The sequence below is a fragment of the Streptomyces sp. URMC 127 genome (assembly GCF_051386535.1).
Classification (GTDB): Bacteria; Actinomycetota; Actinomycetes; order Streptomycetales; family Streptomycetaceae; genus Streptomyces.
In genome coordinates, this window is the sequence record NZ_JBPQTW010000028.1 from 1 (window position 1) to 19,417 (window position 19,417).

The window sequence follows — 19,417 nt, forward strand, 5'->3', positions numbered from 1 at the left end:
GGCTGGCCCGATAGCGGGCCAGCACCGCCACACCTTCTCGCCAGGTAGCTCGCATGCCCGCAGTGCGCTCCCCGGCGTGGTGCCGTCTGCTCCCGCCTGTTCACCACGGGCGTCTGGACAGAGCCGACCGGGAATTTCCCGGTGCGGGGCCGGGATCCGCCGTGCCGGTCCCGCACTGTGTACCTGGCGGGTGGCAACCACGGCATGCAGGGCCTGTATGCACGTGTTTCCGATCCCAGCGGGTCTCGGTAAGCCCATGGGCGCAGGCGCCATCCACAACGTCTGCCTCGTACATCGCGGCAGGCGAGTGGGGACCGGCGTGCGCGCCCCGGTGTGTAGGAGCACTGGGACGGTTCTCCTGGCGGAGTACCGGGACGGGGAGGCTCCGTATGACTATCGTCATACACACGTGATATGCGCCTTTCATGCGTATGCACGCATCCGGAAAGGATGTGGTCCCCGTGTCGGGGTCACCCATCACTGCCGATGAACGCCTGGAACGACTGAGCGCCACTCTGTCTGGAACCCGAGTCCAGTCCCGTGCGGACCACAGGCTGCGGATGAACCGTCCGGGGAACATCCTGGTCGGGGTGCTGCTGCACGCCGCCGCCCGCTTCGGTGAGGGCCTGCCTCTCACCGACCTCGAACAGCGCCTGATCGACCGTGTGAGCAAGCTCCTGCCCGCCGAGGAACTGCCCGGCTTCGGGAAGGTCTACCGCGAAGCCTGCGCCGGCGGCCCCATTGCCATGCTCCCCGAGGCGATCACCAGCCTGCCCCTGGAGAAGGGGTACGGCCGAGCCGACCTGGACGCCGCCCTGCCCGCGCTGACCCAGGAGATCAACGCCCAGCCCAACGTCCGCATCATCGACGTCAGCCGACTCACCAAGGACGGCCCCGTCGACACCGAGGAGTACACCGCGGCCATGGCCGAGTACGGCCGCGGCACCACCATCCTCACCGCCCCGCCTCAGGCCGCCGACCCCCAGGGTCTGCTGAACGTGCGGCTGCGGATGATGAAGTTCAAGTGCGTGAGGGAGTCCGGGGAAGTAGGCCGGGACGAGATCTACTGGGCGGTGGGCGCGGGCAGCGACACCATCGCGAAGAAGTCCTTCACGACCCGCGAGTACGGGGCCACCTCCACCGGGGACTGGCACACCTTCGACTACGACTACAACAACAACCAGACGTACGTGTTCGTCGGAACCGTCGACCAGTACCTGACGACCGAGTTCCAGTGCTGGGAAGCCGACGACAGCAGCGGCGGCTTCTACAACAGCCTGCGCGGCGCCCTGGAGGACTTCGCCGAATGGGCCGCCGACACCTCCGGCAACCTCAACGAGGCCGGCGACGACCAGGCGCAGAAGTCCGCCGGCTGGGCCGCCTGGCTCGCCATCGGCGCGGGCCTGCTCAACGCCATCCTGGGATGGCTCACCAACGACGACGACCTGGTGCACGAGCGGTCCATCGGCTTCACCCGGGCCGCCCTGATCCGCCTGCGCGACATGGGAGGCAACTACTACAACTTCGACGGAGGCGGTGGCGGCTACCACCACCTCTACCTGGCCACCAACGACCTCACCTGAGCCACCGGCGAGAACCGGGGCCCGCAAAGCCGACCAAGCCCGTGTGCGGTTTGGAACCTGAAGTTTCGCTCGCTCAGCCCGCGGTCTCCTTCCTGCTCCAGGGGGCCCGCGGGCTGATGCGGGTCAGACGGCGGGTCATCAGCGTGATCGCCGCCCACGTGATCAACGTTTCGGAGTGCTGAACGTCTACGATCCCCAGCTGCTCGACCGCACTCTCGGCCGGCCTGACGGGCTCGAGCGCGCGAAGCGGCCCCAGCCGCTGGATCCCCCGGCAGACGTCGGCGGTCGAGACACCGACAGCCGCTATTTGCCCGTCTTCCGTGCCCGGTCCTGGGCTTCTTGCCGCGCATTGTAGGCCTCGTTTCCGGCCTAGGGGCCCCGCCGCCGCACTTCGGCCAATTCCTCTTGGGTGAGCTTCTGCTTCTTCTCCCCTGTGCGATTTGTTTTCTTGCGGGCCATGGCATCCTCCCGGTCGTTTTCGGGTAATCGACACCAGTACCGCACAGAAACCATGCCTACTCTGGACTGGAGTGCGCCGTCCGGGTGACGTGAACGAGGACCTATAACGGGCCGCAGAGCAGCACCAGGTCGCTCAAACCAGCGAGTGTGCGGGGCCGTGCACGTGCCCCCAGGGCACCACGCTGACCAGCCGGACTCCTGGCCCGCTGGTCACTGATCACATCCAACGCGCAGGAGGCCGCGCTGCGCAGTTCCTACGGGACGGCGTGCGACCTCCGGGTGGATGTGCGCGCCCAACCGGCCCCACCCTCTGGCGGCACCCCGCCCGATTGAGCAACGTGTACGGGGGCTACAACGGACTGGCTTGGGAGACCGAATGCACCGCAGAACCGCCTGCACGGCCGCACTGGTCATGGTCGCCACCTTCCTCACCTCCGCGGGTTCCTGTGACCCAGGCGCCCCCGGCTCCTCCCAATCAGTTCTCGATGCGGTCAACGAAAAACGGGTCGCCGTTGGATGTCCCAAGGTCAAAGGCGACGAAAAGCTGCGCGCTGCCGCCGAAAGGTACGCCGTAGACCTCCGCGACCACCCGGCAGTACGCGGCAAGCCGTGGCCCCACCCAGGCTCGGACGGCAGCACAGCCCCCTCACGCATCCAAGACGCCGGCTTCGCACCATCCGCAGCCGTCGGCGAAATCGCCTACTACGACCTCGCCGAGAAGAACCAACAGCAATACGTGTCGGACAACATCAACTGGTGGTGGAACAGCCCACCGCACAAGGCGACCATCTCCAACTGTTCCTTCACCCGCGCTGGCGTCGGCCTCCTGTACCCCGGCGGCAAAAAGTGGTTCTCCGTCGTGTCCTTCGGAAGGCTCCAAACCGACTAGAGAACACCCTCGAAGCCTCTGACCTGGTGCGCGTTTTGCGGAGCGCCACAGCAGCGACCAGGCGTACAGCGGCATAGGCTCGGCCCGCGGGACGGCGCGCAGTCCGGGGATGTCACCGGCCCCACGGCCGGCCGGCATGACGGTCGTCAGCTGTGCGGTGGCGTGACCTCCACCAAGCGCGGCTCGCCGAAGCACCAGCGCAGCCACAGAACCGACTCGACGTCCCAGAACGAGGCCGCGGCCGGACCGTTCGCCAGGGCGAAGCGGAACCCCTGGGCCGCGACGATCGCGCGCAGCGTCATGTGCACCCCGGCGTAGTCGCGGGCCACCTTTGCCCAGTCGGGGTGGACGCTGCCGTCGTGGACAAGCGGGTAGCGCTCGAGGAAGGTCACCCAGCCGACCGCGCCGTCGATCTCGAGGACCTCGGCCGCGGGGTCGGTCACGGGAAGCTGCCACGTCTGCCAGGGCCGGGGGTGCAGGCTCGACCCGAGGTCGAGGTACATTCGCCACATGCCCGGACCCCCGCGGCGCGCTGTGGAGGTGTAGAGCCCCAGGCCGAATGGTTTCGTGCTGGGGGTGACACGTTGTGCGGAGGGGGTGCGGAAAAAGTCGCGGTCGAGGGCGGGCCGCCGGTCCGGCCTCAGTTCGTGCGGGCCGACGCCGATCCACTGCTGCCGGTTCCGGTCCAGAGGCCCCCGGACGAGGCGTTCCTCGTCACGGGCGAGCCGGCCCAGGAGCAAGCAGCTGTCGGCCATCCGGTCCGCCTCCTCCGCCTCGGCGGGGTCGAGGACGGCCGGGCCGCCGGCCAGGGCCGTCATCTCGGGCTCCGTCCACCCCGTCATGACGGACGTGAAGTGGCGCAGCCCGGCGTCGGTGCCGGTGGTCGGTTGCGCTGCCGCGTCGAGTTGCCTCACGCGCGAGCGCAGGATTCGGGTGAGGGTGGGGCGCACGCCGCGATCCTTCCCCGGCGGCGCCCCCGTGCAACACGGTGCCGTCCTTGTGGCAGCCGCGGGTCAGCAGCCGAGGGCCACCTCCTGGCCCAGGCCATTGCCGGAGCCGGTCGGCGGCCGGTAACCGGGTGGGAAGACGACCTTGAAGTACATCCAGCCTCGATAGTTTCCGGGGCTGCACCGCACGGCCGCGTTGTTCTGGCCGCTAGCGGTGTTCCGCTGGGTCCTTAGAGTCGACTGGTTGACGAGGTGTCCGTTCTTGTACAGGGCCGCCCGGGTGGTGATCTCGGGCACCGGCGCCGTGCAGGAGACCGTCACGACGACGTTGATGGTGCCTGGCACGTGGGTGGAGTTGTGAGGGCGCTGCACCTGGCCCGTACACCGGATCACCGCCGAGGCGTGGGCGTCCGAGCCGGACTTCCCGGATTCGGCGCTGCCCTCGGCGGGCGCCTGTCCGGCGGGCACGGCGGGCGGAGCGGACGGGTCGGGGGCCGCTCCTCTCGCCGCGGCGGGGGTGGTGCCGCCGGCGAGCGCCAGGAACGCCACTGCCGCTGCGGCGGCCGCCGTCCTCCGTGTGCGCATATCTTGTCCTCCGTAACCCTCATGGCAGGCCGTCACAGCACGGGACGGCCTGCTCCGGCCTGGTGTGAGCACACTAGGAAGGCAAACTATCGAGGGTAATCGATTCAGCACCCTGCGTGACATGTGTTCGAAGTCGGACACATGCGGGGCGGGCCGGTTTCCGCTGGGTTCAGCGGAAACCGGCCCGCCCGTGCGCGTCGCACCAAGCCGGTCCGAGCGGCTCAGCCATCCCCGCCGGGCGGGCGCGTGGCTTTGCCCTTTCTGGTTGTGTCAGGATGCGAGCCTTGGTTCTGGGCTCTGGATGGCTGGTTTGCTCAATGTCATGGTGTGAGTGATTTGTTAGGTTGTGGGTGAGTCGTTTCGAGAGTTCTGATGGATGCGGTTTGTCTGAGTCTTTGCAAGTGGGTAAAAACTGGTCTGGGCTCTGCTGAAAGCCCTGGTCGTCGAGTGTGCTCCCCGCGTACGCGGGGATGGACCCCGGGCGAACGCGTTCTCGACGACACCGTGCACGTGCTCCCCGCGTACGTGGGGATGGACCCGCCGACGGCTCGCAGTACTGGGAGTCCGAGACCGTGCTCCCCGCGTACGCGGGGATGGTCCCTCGACCACTCGTAGATCACTGTCGGGCATAGGCTGCTCCCCGCGCCCGCGGGGATGGACTGAGGCCCGCTTTTGGGCCACGATGAAGCGGCTCTGCTTCCCGAGTGCGCAGGTCGCGAGAGCCTAAAGAGCCTTTGGCAACAAGGGTTATGTTCCCCGCGCCTGCAGGGGATGTCTCTCCGTTGTCGCCGTGCTCGTCGTGGCTGGACTGCTGTTCCTGCGCCTGGGGGGTGGTTCCCACCCGCGACCGCCGGGTGGCATCCGGCCCCTGTGCTCTTCTGCGTCTGTGGGGATGATGCCCGCGGCAGATCCACCATGCCGGTCGGCCTTGCGTGCTTCCCGTGGCGGGGGAGGCCCCGAGAATGCCAGCCTCAAGGTTGCCGCGCTGTGGTGTGTGCGTGCTTGTGGGGGCTCTCCGCTGGGGCTCTGTGAAGGGCGGGCGCGTGGCTTTGCCCGTTCTGGCTGTGTCAGGATGCGAGTCTTGGTGTCGAGGCTCTGGGTGGCTGGTGTGGTCAATGCGCTGGTGTGAGTGGGTTGTTGGGGTTGTGGGTGGGTCGTTTCGAGGGTCTGATAGATGCGTTTTGTCTGAGTCTTTGCGAGTGGGTGAAATCCGGTCTGGGCTCTGCTGAAAGCCCTGGTCGTCGAGTGTGCTCCCCGCGCACGCGGGGATGGTCCCCGGTCGTCGAAGCGGACCCAAGGCATAGGGGTGTGCTCCCCGCGCACGCGGGGATGGTCCCGCCGCTCACCAGCGCGTGCATCGACGTGTACAGTGCTCCCCGCGCACGCGGGGATGGTCCCTGGCCGCCTTCCGCGGCGGCGACCCGGAGTTCGTGCTCCCCGCGCACGCGGGGATGATCCCTCGGCCGACTCGGCCGGCGGCAGTGCTCTGGAGTGCTCCTCGCGCCTGAGGGGATGGTCCTCATTCGCTCCACGAACCGGTACTGCGTCGTCCGTGTTCCCCGCGCCCGCGGGGATGGTCCCGTCCCCGAGTTCGGCGCACCGGCCGACATCATGTGCTCCCCGCGTCGGCGGGGATGGTTCCGAGGTGCCGTGCAACGTGCTCACCCAGCGCCACCTCGACCTGAAGAACCTCTTCTATGACAAGGTCCGTGCCCGGGGAGCCGCTCCCGACAGCGAGAAACGGCTGCGACGGCAGGTGACCAAACTCAAGGAACTGCGGGCCGAGGACACCAAGGAAGTCAAACAACTGCGGGCCGACGTCGAAAACCTGGTCGGCGCCTTGCACCAGGCACAGATGGAGATCCGGCAGCTGCGTCAGCAGCTCGCTACTCCAGACCCGACGGTGCGATCCCTGCCCACGCGGCCCAGACCGAGGGTGCCTCATCAGGGCCCCTCCTGAGCTTGCTGGCCGGGCGGCGGCCGAGCATGCTGAGCGGGATCTGGCGGCAGGTTGGCGGCAGCCTGACCGGGCACAGCTGATTTCTGATGACCGGTTCGAGCGACTGAGCGTTTTCAGCGTTGCCGCTCCAGCGTGAGGACGGCAGCGGCGATTGACGTCATTCGATTCGGGCTGCACCGGGGTCGGCGGAAGATGCGCCAGGACTTTAAGCGTGCGACGCCGCGCTCGACCGGTGCCCGTGCCGCAGACAGCGCGCGGTTGACGGTCTGCCGGGTTGGGGTGAGCTCACGGCCCGGCGGGCGTCTGAGGGGTGTCGTCACCCACGGGCCGGCTCCCATGTAGGCCCGATCGGCGAGGACCGGGACACCCTGCCGTTCGCAGATCCGGATGATCCGGTGGGCACGGGCGGCCGTCAGGTCATGGGCACGGCCCGGTAGGGCGGGCGAGATCCACAGCAGCCGTCCAGCGGGATCGGCCACCACCTGCACGTTCACTCCGTGCCGACGATGTTTGTGGGAGTAGTCGGCGCGGCTGTCACCGACCCGGTCGCACTCTGCGAGGATGCCGTCCAGCAGCACGTATTCGGGATCGGTTTCACGCAGGGCGCGCAGCAGGCCCGGGGCGCGGTCGGCGAGCAGGCCGATCACCGCGGCCGTGTAGGCGTGAGCGGTGCCCACCGAAATACCGAAGCCGGCTGCGATCTGCGCGAGCGTGTCGTGCCGACGCAGGTACACCAGCCCGGCCAGGGCACGCTGGTGCGGCGGGAGCTTGCAGCGGCGGTCACCCTCCCGGGTGACGATGAGCATCGTGACCCACTCGACCAGGGCGTGCGGCAGGTCGAGTGCGGCAGAATACGGAACCAACGCGGCTCCTGTGCCTGTGGGTTGAGACTTCGAACACCTTCCCCAACGGCACGGAAGCCTCGTGCGTTGCGGACACCACCATCCTCACCCGGTCAGTGGCCACACTGAAAGAGCTCACTGAATCTGCGCCATCAACGCCTATCAGTTCGCTGCCCGTCACCCCCGGCGTGTCGGTGCGTTGGTCAGCGCCGAGGGTCCGATCTGGCTCGGCCTGGACGGTGTCAACCTGTTTCGGCTTCTTCCTGGACCTGCCCTGTGCGGCCCCTACTGGCCAGGTGCTGGTTGACGGGCTCGGCCGGGCCGTGCCGTTCTTTGCGGGCCGTCTGTGCGAGAACGCCGGCGGCATCTGGCGAGTGCCCTTCCATCCGCAGGATATGTACCGTTCCGAGGGCCAGGTCCGCGGTGACTGCTGGGCGGGCTGGACGGCCATCGACTGCCCGGCCCTGCTGATCCGCGGTTCCGGGGGCGTCATCCCTGCCGAGCAGGCCGCTGCCATGGCCGGTCGTCGTCCCGGAATCGTCGTGGTCGAGCTGGAAGCCCGGCCACCTCGTGTGCATGACAGCGTCGGACCTTTTCGCCGCCGTTGTCGGGGACTTCCTCGCCACCCTCTGAGTAGCTGGGGGCAGCTGGCAGTGTGTCGGCGGCCGGAGCGTTGTGCAGCGCCTCGCGAGGAACCGGGCCCGCGGTCGCCCTGATAGCGCAGCGCGATCTCGGATGCCTCACCGGACCCGGTCGGCGATTGGGTCGTAGGCAAGCCGGTGCGGCGGGTCCTGGCTGCCGGGGCCGAGCGGGGGAGACCATGCAGCGGCCGGGAAGGTGCGTGCCGCCGTGACCCACGACCTGACCGGTGCGGCCCGCTGACGGCCTCTCACGTCGCCCCCGGCCCGATCAACCGGCCCGTCCGTGAACGACAGTCAGGGGGTCCGTTCTGCGCTGGGTCGCTTTTCTGGCGCTCTGTGTGAAAAACGTACTTCGCCCGGTCTCGGGTGTCCGGGGCCCGGACGGTGTGTGGAGCCGGGCCTGGGCTGGCGCAACCCGGTGTCTGGTCCGCGGCGGCCGGAATGGGGATCGCAGGGCCGGCGGCCGGGAGGCTGGGGCGAAGAGGGCACCGGCGGAGAAGACGGCCGCCAGGAAGGCCGCGGCGAAATGGGGCAAGCAGCGGACGGAAGCGTCGGACCGGCTGAGAGGCCCTGGTACCGGCTGGGCCTGCGGCGGCCCTGCGTGCCGGCCTCGACGATGCCGCGTTCTCTGCCTTCCTCCGGACCGTCGACGCGACGGTCGAGCTCCTGGACAGCGAGGGCCGCGCGACGGTGTCGAAGGACAGGTTGTCCCTCGCGAATCTCCGGCAGAGGGGTTAGGTCCCAGGGGTTTCTGGTGCATCCCCCGGGTTGGTCGGATCCGATCCTGAGGTGCCATTTCCGATTGGCTGTACACCAGGAGCGAGTCCCTTGCGAGCCCGTATAACCTCCGCCCTCGAACGCTGGGTTTCTGCACGAGCGCGTTCCAGGTCGGCCTCCGCCCGCATCCGATCGGCATCTGCTTTGCCTCGCGCCGAGATCACCCTGGCGAAGGCGATCGCAAGCGTCCCAACCAGCGTAGCCACAGCTCCGGATATGCCCACGATTGCGCCTACGACCGATGGCGCATCGGCTGGTACCAGCCGGTCATGCTCGTGCCAGCTGTTCAGTAGCCGGTTGACGCACAGCACCGCTAACACAAGCAGAAGCACGCCTGCAGCGGCGAGAAACGCAACTAGGCGCGAGATGTGCTGGCGGTAGGTAGATTCTGCTTCAGCGAGCCGCTGTTCGTAATGATCTTCTTCGCGTCGGGCAAGGAACAAAGAGAATTGGGGTGAGACGGGAATTTGCGCGCTTTCTGCGGTTTCCTCAACTTCGCACCTCCAGCACTGAACTCGTGTGCCGAATGGTGTAGGTCTGGGAAGTAACTCCCCGCAATCTGGACACCTATCTGACACGACTTATCTCCCACCTCCGACGAATGTGCGTATCGTGTTGACCTGAATGTTGCGAACCACCGGCACCTTGCTGATCAACGCCCTGCTCAGCACTCAGTCGGCGGGGTGTCGTCGCGCGGGGCAACGAGCGCACAGCCTGCTGGAGCTGCAACGAGCATGGTGCACCAACGGCGCGTGCTGCACACTGTGCTTCGGCGCCGGGCGAACGGCGAGTCCGTCGAGCTCGACCGCACCATGTCCTACGCCCGCCTGTTCGCCAGGCTGGAGCGCTACGACGCCTTTCAGGCTTCGTCGCTCTTGTCGTCGTAGTGAACGTTTCCGTCTTCATCGAGGTGGGGGTGAAGCGGCGCGGGTGGGTGGCTGTTGGTGTCGGAGGGGCGTGGTCCTTCGGGCCCGTCGGGGCCCCAGCGCAGCAGTCGGCGGGCGCGGCAGATCTGGTAGACGGTGCCCCCGGCCTCGATCCGGTTCGCGCGTTCGGTCCGCAGCCGGTCGGCAGCCTGAGCGTACTCGGCCAGCTCCCCGGCCGCGGGATCGGTTCCTTCCGCGGCCACCGCGCGGGCGTCGGCCGCCCTGTCGTCGGTGTCCCAGGGAATCAGGCCCCGCCGGCGGGGCTCGAACCAGGTCAGGGTGAAGTCCAGCGACTTGCGGGCGTTGTGGGCAGTGGCGTGCGCACCGCTGCCGATCTTCCACCCGGGACCGTCCTTTTCCACGACCCTGAAGACGGGAGGCAGCAGCATCACATCCGGATGGGTCGCAAGCGCCTTCCGGGAGTCATTGCGTACGTCCTCGGGGAACCGGTCCCCGGCGTATTTCAGGTCGCGCAGCGCCAGCCGTTCCGCGGCCTGGAGGGGCGTGACCGGTGCTTCGGGGTCCAGGAGCAGACCGTCATCGATCCGCGCATCCCGCTTCCCACGGTCCCAGTCGGGGACGGCGGGCTCGGGGTCGGTCGGCCGGGGCTGCTCGATGCCGTCTGGCCCCAGCCCGGTGTACTCCTCGGCACGCACCACCCGGTAGGGGGTCCCGAGCACGGTGAGCTCATCAACACGTTCCCTCTCCAGCCGGCCACCGCCGCCAGCAGCGCACGCCGCTCCGCCGCGTTCTGCGCCTCGTCCTTCGCCCGGAACCACAGCAGCGAGTTGAGGCCGTCCCGCGCCTGCTGCGGACAGCCGGCCTCCACCGCGACCACTACCCGCCACCGCGGCGCCTCGCCGGCGTCCTGTGCGGCTACCCCGAACAGCGGCCCCCGCACCAGCACCGTGTTCACATCCCGCGCGGCGGCGAGTGCGTCGGCCTCCACGACCGCCTCCACCGGACCCTCCGGATATCTGACCACGATCGGACGCATCCGACCCGGACCCATTTCCCCATGACCCATACGCTCATCCTGCCGACCGCAGGCAGCGCTCATCGCGGGTTTCACGATTCCTAGGACTGCGCCACGCCCGTCCGGGGTGGCGGCAGCCGGCGCGGCGAGCGGGGAGCGCCGGCTGCCTTTCCCCACCGCGCGCAGCTGTGTCCCGTCGACTTCGGAGTGCTGCTGAGGAAGGGCGTCGACGTTGCCGGTGGAGAAGCGGGGCACGGTGACCGCGCCGGCCTCGGAGGTGGCGAATCGAACGCGCGAGTAAGAGACGGGCTTGACCCACCCGAGCCGCCGCATCCACATCCACTCGTCGCCGACTCTGCGCACGCCGAGCCGGGCGGCGGCCTGCTCGGGGCCGAGTGGGGCTTCGCGGGCTAGGGCCTCCGGGAGGTCCGGCCGGGGGCGATCTCGTCGACCTGGTCAGGGTTGAGCTTGGGGCATCTGTGGTCGTTGCCCAGGTCGAGCAGCAGGCCGAGCGCGATGAGTCGTTCGACCGCGTACGTGGACACCACCGGCGCCCGGTCTTCCTCGTTCGGGGTGCCCAACGCCGAGGCCAGGCAGTTCGCCGCCTCGTACGGGCTGATCGGCTCGCGCGGCATCGATGCCCGGCCCGTTTCGATGTCCAGCGCCTCCACCACCGCCCGCGACCAGTCCACAGGCGACACGTCCGGCTCCGGGATCACACCGGCGTGCCGAGCCCAGCGCCACGTCGTGACCGGGATCTTCAACCGCTTAGCGGCCTGGCCCTCGTCGTGCTCGGTGCGTCATGCCATGGAGATCTTCCCTTCTCGTGGGGCGACCCGGAGCGGGTGAACAAGGCCGTGACAGAGCACCCGAAAATGCTGTCAAGCCGCTGTGAAAATAGGCAAGGTGGATCTATTCGGTTAGATTCGCACCCGCGTACGCGAGGGACATTCACCCGTCCGTCAGAGGATCGAGCACGACTACCGCGAGATGGAACAAGCCCTGGGGCTCGCGCACTTCGAGGGCCGGACCTGGCAGGGATGGCACCACCACGTCACCCTCGTCTCCGCGGCCCACGCCTTCTGCACCCTTCAACGCCTGGCCCGCGCATCAAAAGAAACGGCGCCGGCCTGACCCCCTACCGGATCGTCCGTGAACTGCAGACCCTTCTCGCCACCTGGACCGGCCCTTGCCCTACCTGTCACCGCAACACGCCCGTCCTCATATCAACTTGACCAAGCCCTACTAGTGCTGTCCTCACCCAGGGGGCGGACCCGTCGCCGGAACCTGTCCCGGCCCTGGAGAACGTCGTCCCGTTCCGTCCGCCCAGGACATGACGCTGGAAGATCGTCAGGCGGCGATCCCGAGGTCCTTGCGGGTCCGGTGGAGGAACTCGCGGACGGCCGGTTCGCGCCGCCAGGGGGTGAGGGCGGCGTTGAACTCGCGGACGTAGTCCAGGGCGCGGGCCGATTTCACGCGGGCGAGGATGTCGACGGAGCGGTTGCCCAGCTCAAGGCCATGGTCGAGGTCGCGGGCCTGGAGATGGGCCGTTCCTACGATGGCCAGCCGCATGCCCACGGATCGGGTGAAGACTCCGGGCTGCATGGCGACCGCCTGCTGGTTCCAGGCCAGGGCGGCCTGGGGGTCCTTCAGGTCGCGGAAGACTTCGGCGGCGTCGGCGGAGAGCCTCGCGTGATGATAGAAGTCGATCCACCCCGGTTCGTCGCCGCTGTCCTGGCGGGTTCGCTCGAGGAGGTTTTCGGAGGCGGCAAGGGCCCGCGAGGCGGCTCGCTCGTCGCCGGTTCGTGCGTGAGCGCGGGCTTCGATGAGCTTGGTGAAGGCCAGCATGCGGGGCACCGCGTGTTGTTTGGCGCGTTCGAAGGCGCCCTGGGCCATGTCGATGGCTTCCTCGGCGAACCCCCGCATGAGGGCCTGCATGGCCATGGTCGTCAGGACATAGCAGCCGAGCTGGACGTCCCCGCCCGCGCGGGCGAGGCGGAGGGCCTGGATGAAGTGCCTTTGGGCGACCTCGTGCTGCCCGACGTCGAACGCGGTCCAGCCGGCGAGGCGGGAGAGCTCGGAGGTGACGGAGAACAGCTCGCGGCCGACCTCGTCGGAGAACGAGCCCTGCAACAGCGGGACGGCCTGTTGTTCCAGGCAGGTGGTGACAGAGTTCGCCCGCCAGTTCCCGCCCCCGTATTTGGAGTCCCAGCGGCGGGCCTCGTCGGCCGCGTCCCGGAGTTCGTCCAGGTCCAGGCGGCCGACCTGCGTCCCGCCGCGGTGGTGGGCGGTGTCGTCGGCGGGGGTGACGAGCCAGCGGGTGACGGGGGTGGTGAACGCGGAGAGCGCGAAGCTCGATCCGGTCAGGAAGTCGCGGCGGTTCACACTGCTCCAGAACGAAGTGGCGACGCGGACGGCATCAACGGATTCCCTGGGGAAATCCAACCCCAGATCCGCACCCGGTGTCTCGGCCTCTCCCATCCCGATCTCCGTCAGCGAGAACGGCGGCGGCCTGGGCGATCACGTGTGCGGCGGCACGGGAGGGCAGGGCGCCCAGTTCGCGGACGATGAGTGCGAGGCGCTCGGCGAGGCCGTCGAGGGAGGCCGCGTACGTGTCGCTGCTGCTGTACAGCGTGTCGTGCAGGTCCCGGTGCATCTCGTCGCTGATGCACTCGGCCGCGACCTGCTCGACGGGCCGCTGCTGGATCTCGGCCGCGCGGCGCAGGTGCCTGGCGCTTTGGCCGGTCAGGCGGACGATCACGGTCAGTTCGGCGTGCTCGCCCACGGCGTCGTCGGCAGGGCGTGGTGCTGGGGTGTCCATGGGCGCTGACCGTAGTACCAGGCCGCCCGAGAGCGCAGCGCCTTCGGCCCGCGCAGAGGGCTCGACGTGCTCCGCGGTCACTGTCCTTGCGCCGGGATCGGGCACGTCTGGTGCAGCGATGGTGTCCAGCTGGAGGTTTGAGAGGAGCTGGTCGAGCCAGTCGCGGGCGGCCCGTGCGGCGCGGCGGATCACCTGCTCGTCGGCTCCGACCCGGGTGTGTACCCCGATGGTCCGGTTGATGCGGGCGTTGACGTCGCGGTGTGTGGCGCCGGTGGCCGCGACGAGCTGGTTCACCATCGCGGTCAGCCGCATGCGCGGCTCGGGTCCGGTGTCGATCTCGTCGTCCCAGACCGCGTCCGGCTCCTGGTCGGTCCCCGATTCGAACGCCGCGCACCGGCCGCAGAGCTCGAGAATGTTGTCGACTTCGGCATGGCCGCAGGCTACGCACACGTAGCCGTCGCAGGTCGCGCACAGGCTGGAGGCGCTGTCGGCGTCGCGGCCCCAGGCGCGCTCCTGGGAGACGCACTGGCCAGTGCACGGCCGTGGGACATGGTGCGCAACGGTCGCCGTCGGCTGTGCCTGTTCGCCCTGCTCTTCGCGTGCGGCCACCTCGGCTGTCCAGCGGGCGGCGTGCTCGGCGTTCGCCCGGGCGCGGGCTTCCTGGCAGGCAGCCCATTCCGCCGGCGTGAGGTGGCTGGCGCACGCCACCACGGGGGCGGGGAGATCGTCGTAACGAGGCCACTCGGCGGCCTCGCGTCGGCATAAGCACCGGGTCGACTTGGCCCGGCGGGTACACGTCGGCATCCCACACCTCCCATGTGATCGCATAGGCCGCCGGGCATCAGCGCGGTGCCCAGTGGCTCCCTTGCCCGCGGCAGGATAGATACCGGGTCTGGCAACTCCCTCCGAAATCAGGAAGTTCGCTGGCCTGATCACCGCGACCGGGTGCACCGCCCAAGGGAGGACGGGGAGGGAAAACCGGCAGCGCACAGGCCCGCGGCGCTGCCTTGTACAGCCCGTCCTGAAGTCGGCCGGAACTCGCTACCGAACGTATGACTGTATTGACGGTTGGTCGTCAGCTGGCCCAGCCTCTGGGGCTGCGGTACATGAAGCCGCGCTTCCCAGAGAGGAATTCATGGCCATGGAGCCGACGAAGGAGCAGCAGGCTGCCCGTGAGGTGTTCGCCTCCGGCCGGGACCTGGCCCTAGTAGCCGGGGCGGGGACGGGCAAGACGTCCACGCTGATCCTGATGGGTGCCGCGACCCGCAAACGCGGGCTGTATGTGGCGTTCAACCGGGCGATCGCCGACGACGCCCGCGGGCGGTTCGGGTCCAACGTGGAGTGCCGTACCGCGCACTCCCTGGCCTTCCGAGCCGTCGGCCACCACTACCGGGAGCGCCTGGACGCCTCGGCGAGGATCCCCGCCAAGCACACCGCCCGCCTGCTCGACATCACCCGCGACCTTGACGTCAACTCACGCCAGATCAGGGTCACTCACGCCGCGCGCCTGGTGATGGGCATGGTTCGCAAGTTCTGCTACACCACCGACCGGCAGGTCATGGCTCGCCACATGGAGCCGGTCAACGGCCTCGACGGCCCCGGCCAGGACTACCTCGCCCGCACCCTGCTGCCCTACGCGCATCGTGCGTGGGAGGACATCTGCTCGCCCGCGGGCCGGCTGCGGTTCGAGCACGACCACTACATGAAGCTGTGGGCGATGACCTCCCCGCAGCTGGGGGCGGACTTCGTTCTGCTGGACGAGGCCCAGGACACCAACCCCGTCCTGGAGGAAGTCTTTCTCGCCCAGGACGCGCAACGGGTGTGCGTGGGGGACCCGGCCCAGCAGATCTACGGCTGGCGCAACGCGCGCGATGTGATGACCGGCTTCCCCGCCGAACAGCTGCGCCTGACCCAGTCCTTCCGCTTCGGCCCGGCCATCGCCGAGGTGGCCAACCGCTGGCTGGGGCACGCCGAGTCGGAGATGCAGCTGACCGGCCACGGCCCCAGCTCCCGGGTCAGCGAGGTGACGCAGCCCGAGGCGGTGCTGTGCCGGGGCAACGTGGACGCGATGAGCGAGGTCCTGTCGTACCTGGAGCTCGGCACCCCGGTGGCGCTGACCGGCGGGGGCAGCGCGCTGCAGCGCATCGCCAAGGCCGCGCTCGAGCTCAAGGCGGGACAGCGCACCAGCCATCCGGAATTGTTCTTGTTCTCCTCCTGGGGCGAGGTGCAGGAGTACGCCGAGCAGGACAAGGCCGGCCAGGACCTCAAAGCGATCGTGCAGCTGGTCGACACTTACGGCCCCGATCAGATCATCGCCGCGGTGGACCGTCTGTCCCCGGAGGAGAAGGCGCAGGTCACCGTCTCCACCGCGCACAAGGCCAAGGGACGGGAGTGGCCGTCGGTACGTATCGGCAAGGGCTTCATGGCCCCGTCGGTGGACGACCACGGTCTGCAGCGCGCACTGAACGCGAGCGAGGCCCGCCTGATCTACGTCGCGGTCACCCGCGCCCGCCACCTGCTGGACACCGAGGGCATCGCCTGGATCGACGAGTACGAAAAGACCATGGCCGACGCCGGCCGGGACGGCACGGTGGCTGGGCGGCCGCTGATCGAGCTCAGCCTGACCGGGCAGCTGAAGTACGACTCCTCACCGATCTCGCAGTTCATGACCGCCCACCTGCCCCACAGCGAGAACCTGGTCCGCGACTACCAGACGCGCACCGCCCGCCTGGCGCACCCGGTGCAGCCGATCGACGTGCAGTACCCGAACTGGTCAGCCCTCGGGCACGCCATCGACTACCGCCTCCGCCTCAGCCTCGGCGGGCGGCTCGGACTGGCCGTCGTCGCCGGCGTCATGCTCCTTGACGACACCGGACCGCTGCGCGGCGCACCGGCTCGCGGGTCCCGCAAGGCCCTGCACACGGCGGGCCGGGAGCTGCTGGCCACCGTCGACACCTACCTCGCCGACCCCGGCAGCCTGGACGAGAACGCGCTCATCCGACTGTGCTTCGTTGCCGGCTTCTTCGAGGACATCGCCCGCACCGGTGAGATTCGCCGCTTCAACATGCTCAGCTCCGCCACCCCCGCCACGACCCTGGCCGACCTCACCGCGGCGGTCCCCGAGTACGTCGTGACCGACATCGACCAGCAGAAGCGGCTCGCCGACGCTCCGTTCGCCGCCTTCCGGGCCCTACCACAAAAGGCCCGCGTGTGCGGTCCGGTCTTCGCTGGCAGCGGCGACATCGGCGGCGCCGACGCCGACTACATCCTCGGCGGCCTCCTGCTGGACTGCAAAGCCACCAAGGACCCCCGCCGCCTGGGCCGCGAGGAGATCTACCAGCTCGCCGGATACCTCCTGCTGGACTACGACGACCAGTTCGGCATTGACCAGGTGGGCCTGTACCTCTCCCGCCAGGGTGGCCTGATCACCTGGGACGTCGCCGACTTCCTGCGGCGGCTCGGCGCGAGCTCTCCTCTGCCGCAACTGCGCGCACACCTGCGCCGGCACCTGCACGAGGCAGCCCGCCGCTGAAAGGCACGGCGGGCTGCTCCGCACCCGGCTCCCTGGGCGGCAGCCTGGCACACCAGTTGAAAAGCCGGCTGAAGGCCGTTTCACGCATCGGTCACCCGGGCGTGGCGACGGGTGCTGGCATGGTCTCTCCCGCGCTTGTTGTGGGAGAGACCGTGGGTGCTCTGGGTTCTGTGACGGCTGGATCTTCTCGGTGTTCGCTCTGATCCCCGCTAGCGCGGGGATGAACCTACATTGTCTGGTGTCATATCCATGCTCCCCGCGCCTGCGGGGATGGTGCCAGGACGGCGGGTGCCGGCGGCGGGCAGGAGAGGTGCTCCCCGCGCACGCGGGGATGGTCCCTCAAGCCACACGGGCAGCGCGGCTGCGCCAGTGACATGCGGCCGAGGGGCGGTCGCGTATGCGACACGCGAGCAGGTGCAGAACCGGCGCAGTTTCGCGCCCGGTCGTATGGGAGGTGGCCAGGTCGGGGGCGGGGGAGCCGCGTACCTTCCAGACGGATGTGGTCAGCGCCGCGCCGGTGCTCGCGGCGAAGACGCGCCGTCCGATGACACCCGCATCACGTTCGGTCCTCCGCTCGGTGCGCACCATGTCCGTAGCCCCCTCGTGCCGTCTCCGCGGCGTCAGCTGTGCCGGAGCGGGCGCATCATCACGGCGAACTGGGGTGAGTCTTCGAACGGCTGCTGCCTGCCGATCTCCTCGTAGCCCCAGCTCTCGTAGACGGCCTTCAGCTTGCCGTCGCCGGCCGCCGGGTTCACCAGCAGCGTGACGCGCTCCTCGGGGTGCCCGGCGAGCAGTTTGTCGTGCAGTCGCCGCGCGACGCCATGGCCCCGCCAGGGCTTGCGGACGCAGATCTCCTGGAAGGCGAGGGTCCTGGTGCCGGTCTCGGTGGTGTAGCCGTCGGGGAGCGGGTTGATCATGGAGGCCCACCAGCGGGTGTCGGCGCCGAGCGGGGTGCCGAAGCAAAAGCCCACGAGTTCCCCGCCGGGCGTACGGGCGACGACGGTTTCCCAGCCGGGGCGCTGGGCGTAGGCGAGCAGCCGCTCGTCGAACCGCTCGACCGAATTGAACGGGCGGTCGAGGAGCCCGAAGTCCCCGCGGACCTCGACGTGGAGGTCGAGGATCGTCTGGCGGACTTCATCAACGTCGCGGCTGCGGCGGAACTCGATGGGCTCAGGCACAGAGGGCGTCCTTCCGGTAGGCGGCCCACTCCTGGGTGTGGGAGCTGGACGGGGCAGTGGCGATGAGGCGGGTGGTGAAAGTGCCCAGCAGGTGCTCGACCCTCCCGCGCACGGCGGTAGCCGGCACCGACTTCGCCGTGGCGACCGCGAGTCCCACCTCGCCCTGCTGCAGCTGTGCGTCCGCCAGGTAGGCCGTAGTCAGGGCCCTATTGCGGACCATGCTGGGGCGCAGGAGCGCGAGCGCGTGGTGTGCGCGGGCCTCGGCATCCTGCCAGTGGCCCATCTCCGTGTGCGCTTGGAGGGCGAGGAGTTCGATCTCGGCGCCGTCGTCGTAGAAACGGGTCCAGCGGGGCCGGCGCTCGCCCGCGTCGGCGCGGGCGAGGTCTTTGCGGGCCTGGTCGAGGCTGCGCAGGACATCGGTGCGGCTGCCGGTGTGGGCTTGGTGGAGGGACAGCCGCGCCCGAGTCATCGAGGCGTAGAACGGGTCGGTGCGGCAGAGCGAGACGGTGCGGGCGGCCTGGGCCGCGGCGGTGGAGTCGGTGTAGCGGCCCATCTGCCGGTACAGGGCGGCGGCGTGCCCCCACACGCGGATCTGCACGGCCTGGTCGCCGGAAAGCGAGGCCAGGGTGACGGCGTGGTGGAGGTGGGCCTGGGCGGCATCGGTGCGGCGGCCGTCGATGGCCGCCCACATCGCCGAGTCGGTCAGAGACGCGGCCAGCGCGTAGAGCCGGGAGCGCACCCGGCCGCTGGCGCGGCCCCGCTGCTGCATCTCCAGGGCCTCCTCGGCAAGGGCGGCGCAGCGGCGCTCGGTGGTCTCGGTGCCGCCGGCCTGGTCGTCGGTGTCGATGGCCTGGTCGTGCAGCTGCTCCAGGCGCTCGATGTCGGCGGCGCCGATCCGGTACGGGCCACTCGTGGGGCGCGGCGGGGAGAAGCCGGCGGTTGCTGCGGCGGCTATGGGGGCGGCGATGAAGAAGGCGCGGCGCTTCACGGGGTCCTCCGCGTACTGCTGGTGGTACTGGGCCGGTGGCGCGAAGCCGAGGTCAGCTAGGGGGCAGTCGAAGACCGTCTCCAGCGCGAGCGTGGTTCTGGACCGTGGCGTCCGCGTGCGGGTGAGCAGGTCGTGGATGGTGCGCTCGGAGTAGGTGCCGGGCTTGCCGGTGAGGCGCTTGAGCGCCAGGTTTATTTCGCGCGCTAACTCGGTCCTGGTCAGGCCGAGTTTGGCCATGCGTTTCCGGAGGATGGCGTTCTCTCCCACGTGTCGAACGTAGCGAGGAACGAGTAGGTCGTCGATGTCACGAGAA

At 69.1% G+C, this 19,417-nt stretch carries 13 protein-coding genes and 3 pseudogenes; 6 read left to right on the forward strand and 10 right to left on the reverse strand.

Annotated elements, in window-relative coordinates; all coding sequences use genetic code 11:
• The first annotated feature begins 560 nt into the window (after positions 1-560).
• Positions 561-1,583 carry a hypothetical protein gene (locus tag ACSNOH_RS09570; protein WP_436720816.1) on the forward strand — a complete coding sequence of 341 codons (1,023 nt, stop codon included), beginning with the start codon at positions 561-563 and terminating at the stop codon, positions 1,581-1,583.
• Between the two features lie 79 nt (positions 1,584-1,662).
• On the opposite strand, the pseudogene ACSNOH_RS09575 reads toward ACSNOH_RS09570, so the two are convergent.
• A pseudogene (locus ACSNOH_RS09575) lies at positions 1,663-1,767 on the reverse strand (IS5-like element IS4811 family transposase); the annotation flags it as partial.
• A 651-nt stretch (positions 1,768-2,418) separates the two neighbouring features.
• On the opposite strand from ACSNOH_RS09575, the gene ACSNOH_RS09580 reads away from it, so the two are divergent.
• Positions 2,419-2,931, forward strand: a complete 513-nt coding sequence (locus ACSNOH_RS09580) for a CAP domain-containing protein (protein ID WP_436720817.1) — start codon at positions 2,419-2,421, stop codon at positions 2,929-2,931.
• Between the two features lie 146 nt (positions 2,932-3,077).
• Here the strand turns inward: ACSNOH_RS09580 and ACSNOH_RS09585 are convergent, their stop codons facing one another.
• Both ACSNOH_RS09585 and ACSNOH_RS09590 read right to left on the reverse strand, forming a co-directional pair.
• Positions 3,078-3,881 (reverse strand): hypothetical protein, encoded by an 804-nt coding sequence (locus ACSNOH_RS09585; protein WP_436720818.1) that lies wholly within the window; start codon positions 3,879-3,881, stop codon positions 3,078-3,080.
• Between the two features lie 63 nt (positions 3,882-3,944).
• Complete coding sequence (locus ACSNOH_RS09590) at positions 3,945-4,463, reverse strand: hypothetical protein (protein ID WP_436720819.1); 519 nt, start codon at positions 4,461-4,463, stop codon at positions 3,945-3,947.
• 1,657 nt (positions 4,464-6,120) lie between these two features.
• On the opposite strand from ACSNOH_RS09590, the gene ACSNOH_RS09595 reads away from it, so the two are divergent.
• Positions 6,121-6,423, forward strand: coding sequence for a hypothetical protein (locus tag ACSNOH_RS09595; RefSeq protein WP_436720820.1), 303 nt, complete (start codon positions 6,121-6,123; stop codon positions 6,421-6,423).
• 113 nt (positions 6,424-6,536) lie between these two features.
• Here ACSNOH_RS09595 and ACSNOH_RS09600 read toward each other — a convergent pair whose 3' ends face one another.
• Positions 6,537-7,286: a transposase gene (locus ACSNOH_RS09600; protein ID WP_436720821.1), complete on the reverse strand. Its 750-nt coding sequence runs from the start codon at positions 7,284-7,286 to the stop codon at positions 6,537-6,539.
• A 2,149-nt stretch (positions 7,287-9,435) separates the two neighbouring features.
• Between ACSNOH_RS09600 and ACSNOH_RS09605 the strand changes: the two genes are divergently transcribed.
• Positions 9,436-9,570, forward strand: a complete 135-nt coding sequence (locus ACSNOH_RS09605; protein WP_436720822.1) for a hypothetical protein — start codon at positions 9,436-9,438, stop codon at positions 9,568-9,570.
• On the opposite strand, the pseudogene ACSNOH_RS09610 reads toward ACSNOH_RS09605, so the two are convergent.
• Both ACSNOH_RS09610 and ACSNOH_RS09615 read right to left on the reverse strand, forming a co-directional pair.
• A pseudogene (locus ACSNOH_RS09610) lies at positions 9,543-10,924 on the reverse strand (DUF5954 family protein). The gene ACSNOH_RS09605 and the pseudogene ACSNOH_RS09610 overlap by 28 nt on opposite strands.
• Positions 10,925-10,995: 71 nt before the next feature.
• On the reverse strand, positions 10,996-11,286 hold the full coding sequence (locus ACSNOH_RS09615) for a hypothetical protein (RefSeq protein WP_436720823.1): 291 nt from the start codon (positions 11,284-11,286) through the stop codon (positions 10,996-10,998).
• A 256-nt stretch (positions 11,287-11,542) separates the two neighbouring features.
• Between ACSNOH_RS09615 and ACSNOH_RS09620 the strand changes: the two are divergent.
• A pseudogene (locus ACSNOH_RS09620) lies at positions 11,543-11,719 on the forward strand (IS701 family transposase); the annotation flags it as partial.
• Positions 11,720-11,935: 216 nt separating this feature from the next.
• Here ACSNOH_RS09620 and ACSNOH_RS09625 read toward each other — a convergent pair.
• On the reverse strand, positions 11,936-12,970 hold the full coding sequence (locus tag ACSNOH_RS09625) for a sporulation protein (RefSeq protein ID WP_436720824.1): 1,035 nt from the start codon (positions 12,968-12,970) through the stop codon (positions 11,936-11,938).
• A gap of 34 nt (positions 12,971-13,004) precedes the next feature.
• Entirely contained in the window at positions 13,005-14,117 is a 1,113-nt protein-coding gene (locus ACSNOH_RS09630) for a hypothetical protein (protein WP_436720825.1), read from the reverse strand.
• Positions 14,118-14,547: 430 nt separating this feature from the next.
• Between ACSNOH_RS09630 and ACSNOH_RS09635 the strand changes: the two genes are divergently transcribed.
• Positions 14,548-16,938 (forward strand): UvrD-helicase domain-containing protein, encoded by a 2,391-nt coding sequence (locus tag ACSNOH_RS09635; RefSeq protein ID WP_436720826.1) that lies wholly within the window; start codon positions 14,548-14,550, stop codon positions 16,936-16,938.
• Positions 16,939-17,558: 620 nt separating this feature from the next.
• On the opposite strand, the gene ACSNOH_RS09640 is transcribed toward ACSNOH_RS09635, so the two are convergent.
• Positions 17,559-18,116, reverse strand: coding sequence for a GNAT family N-acetyltransferase (locus ACSNOH_RS09640; protein ID WP_436720827.1), 558 nt, complete (start codon positions 18,114-18,116; stop codon positions 17,559-17,561).
• Entirely contained in the window at positions 18,109-19,371 is a 1,263-nt protein-coding gene (locus ACSNOH_RS09645; protein ID WP_436720828.1) for a hypothetical protein, read from the reverse strand. The genes ACSNOH_RS09640 and ACSNOH_RS09645 overlap by 8 nt, the downstream gene beginning before the upstream one ends.
• Between the last annotated feature and the right edge of the window lie 46 nt (positions 19,372-19,417).

What these genes read in the sequence shown, in the direction of transcription:
- ACSNOH_RS09635 (WP_436720826.1), top strand. Translation starts at nt 14,548, where the DNA reads ATGGAGCCGACGAAGGAGCAGCAGGCTGCCCGTGAGGTGTTCGCCTCC.
- ACSNOH_RS09570 (WP_436720816.1), top strand. Translation starts at nt 561, where the DNA reads ATGAACCGTCCGGGGAACATCCTGGTCGGGGTGCTGCTGCACGCCGCC.
- ACSNOH_RS09580 (WP_436720817.1), top strand. Translation starts at nt 2,419, where the DNA reads ATGCACCGCAGAACCGCCTGCACGGCCGCACTGGTCATGGTCGCCACC.
- ACSNOH_RS09590 (WP_436720819.1), bottom strand. Translation starts at nt 4,463, where the DNA reads ATGCGCACACGGAGGACGGCGGCCGCCGCAGCGGCAGTGGCGTTCCTG.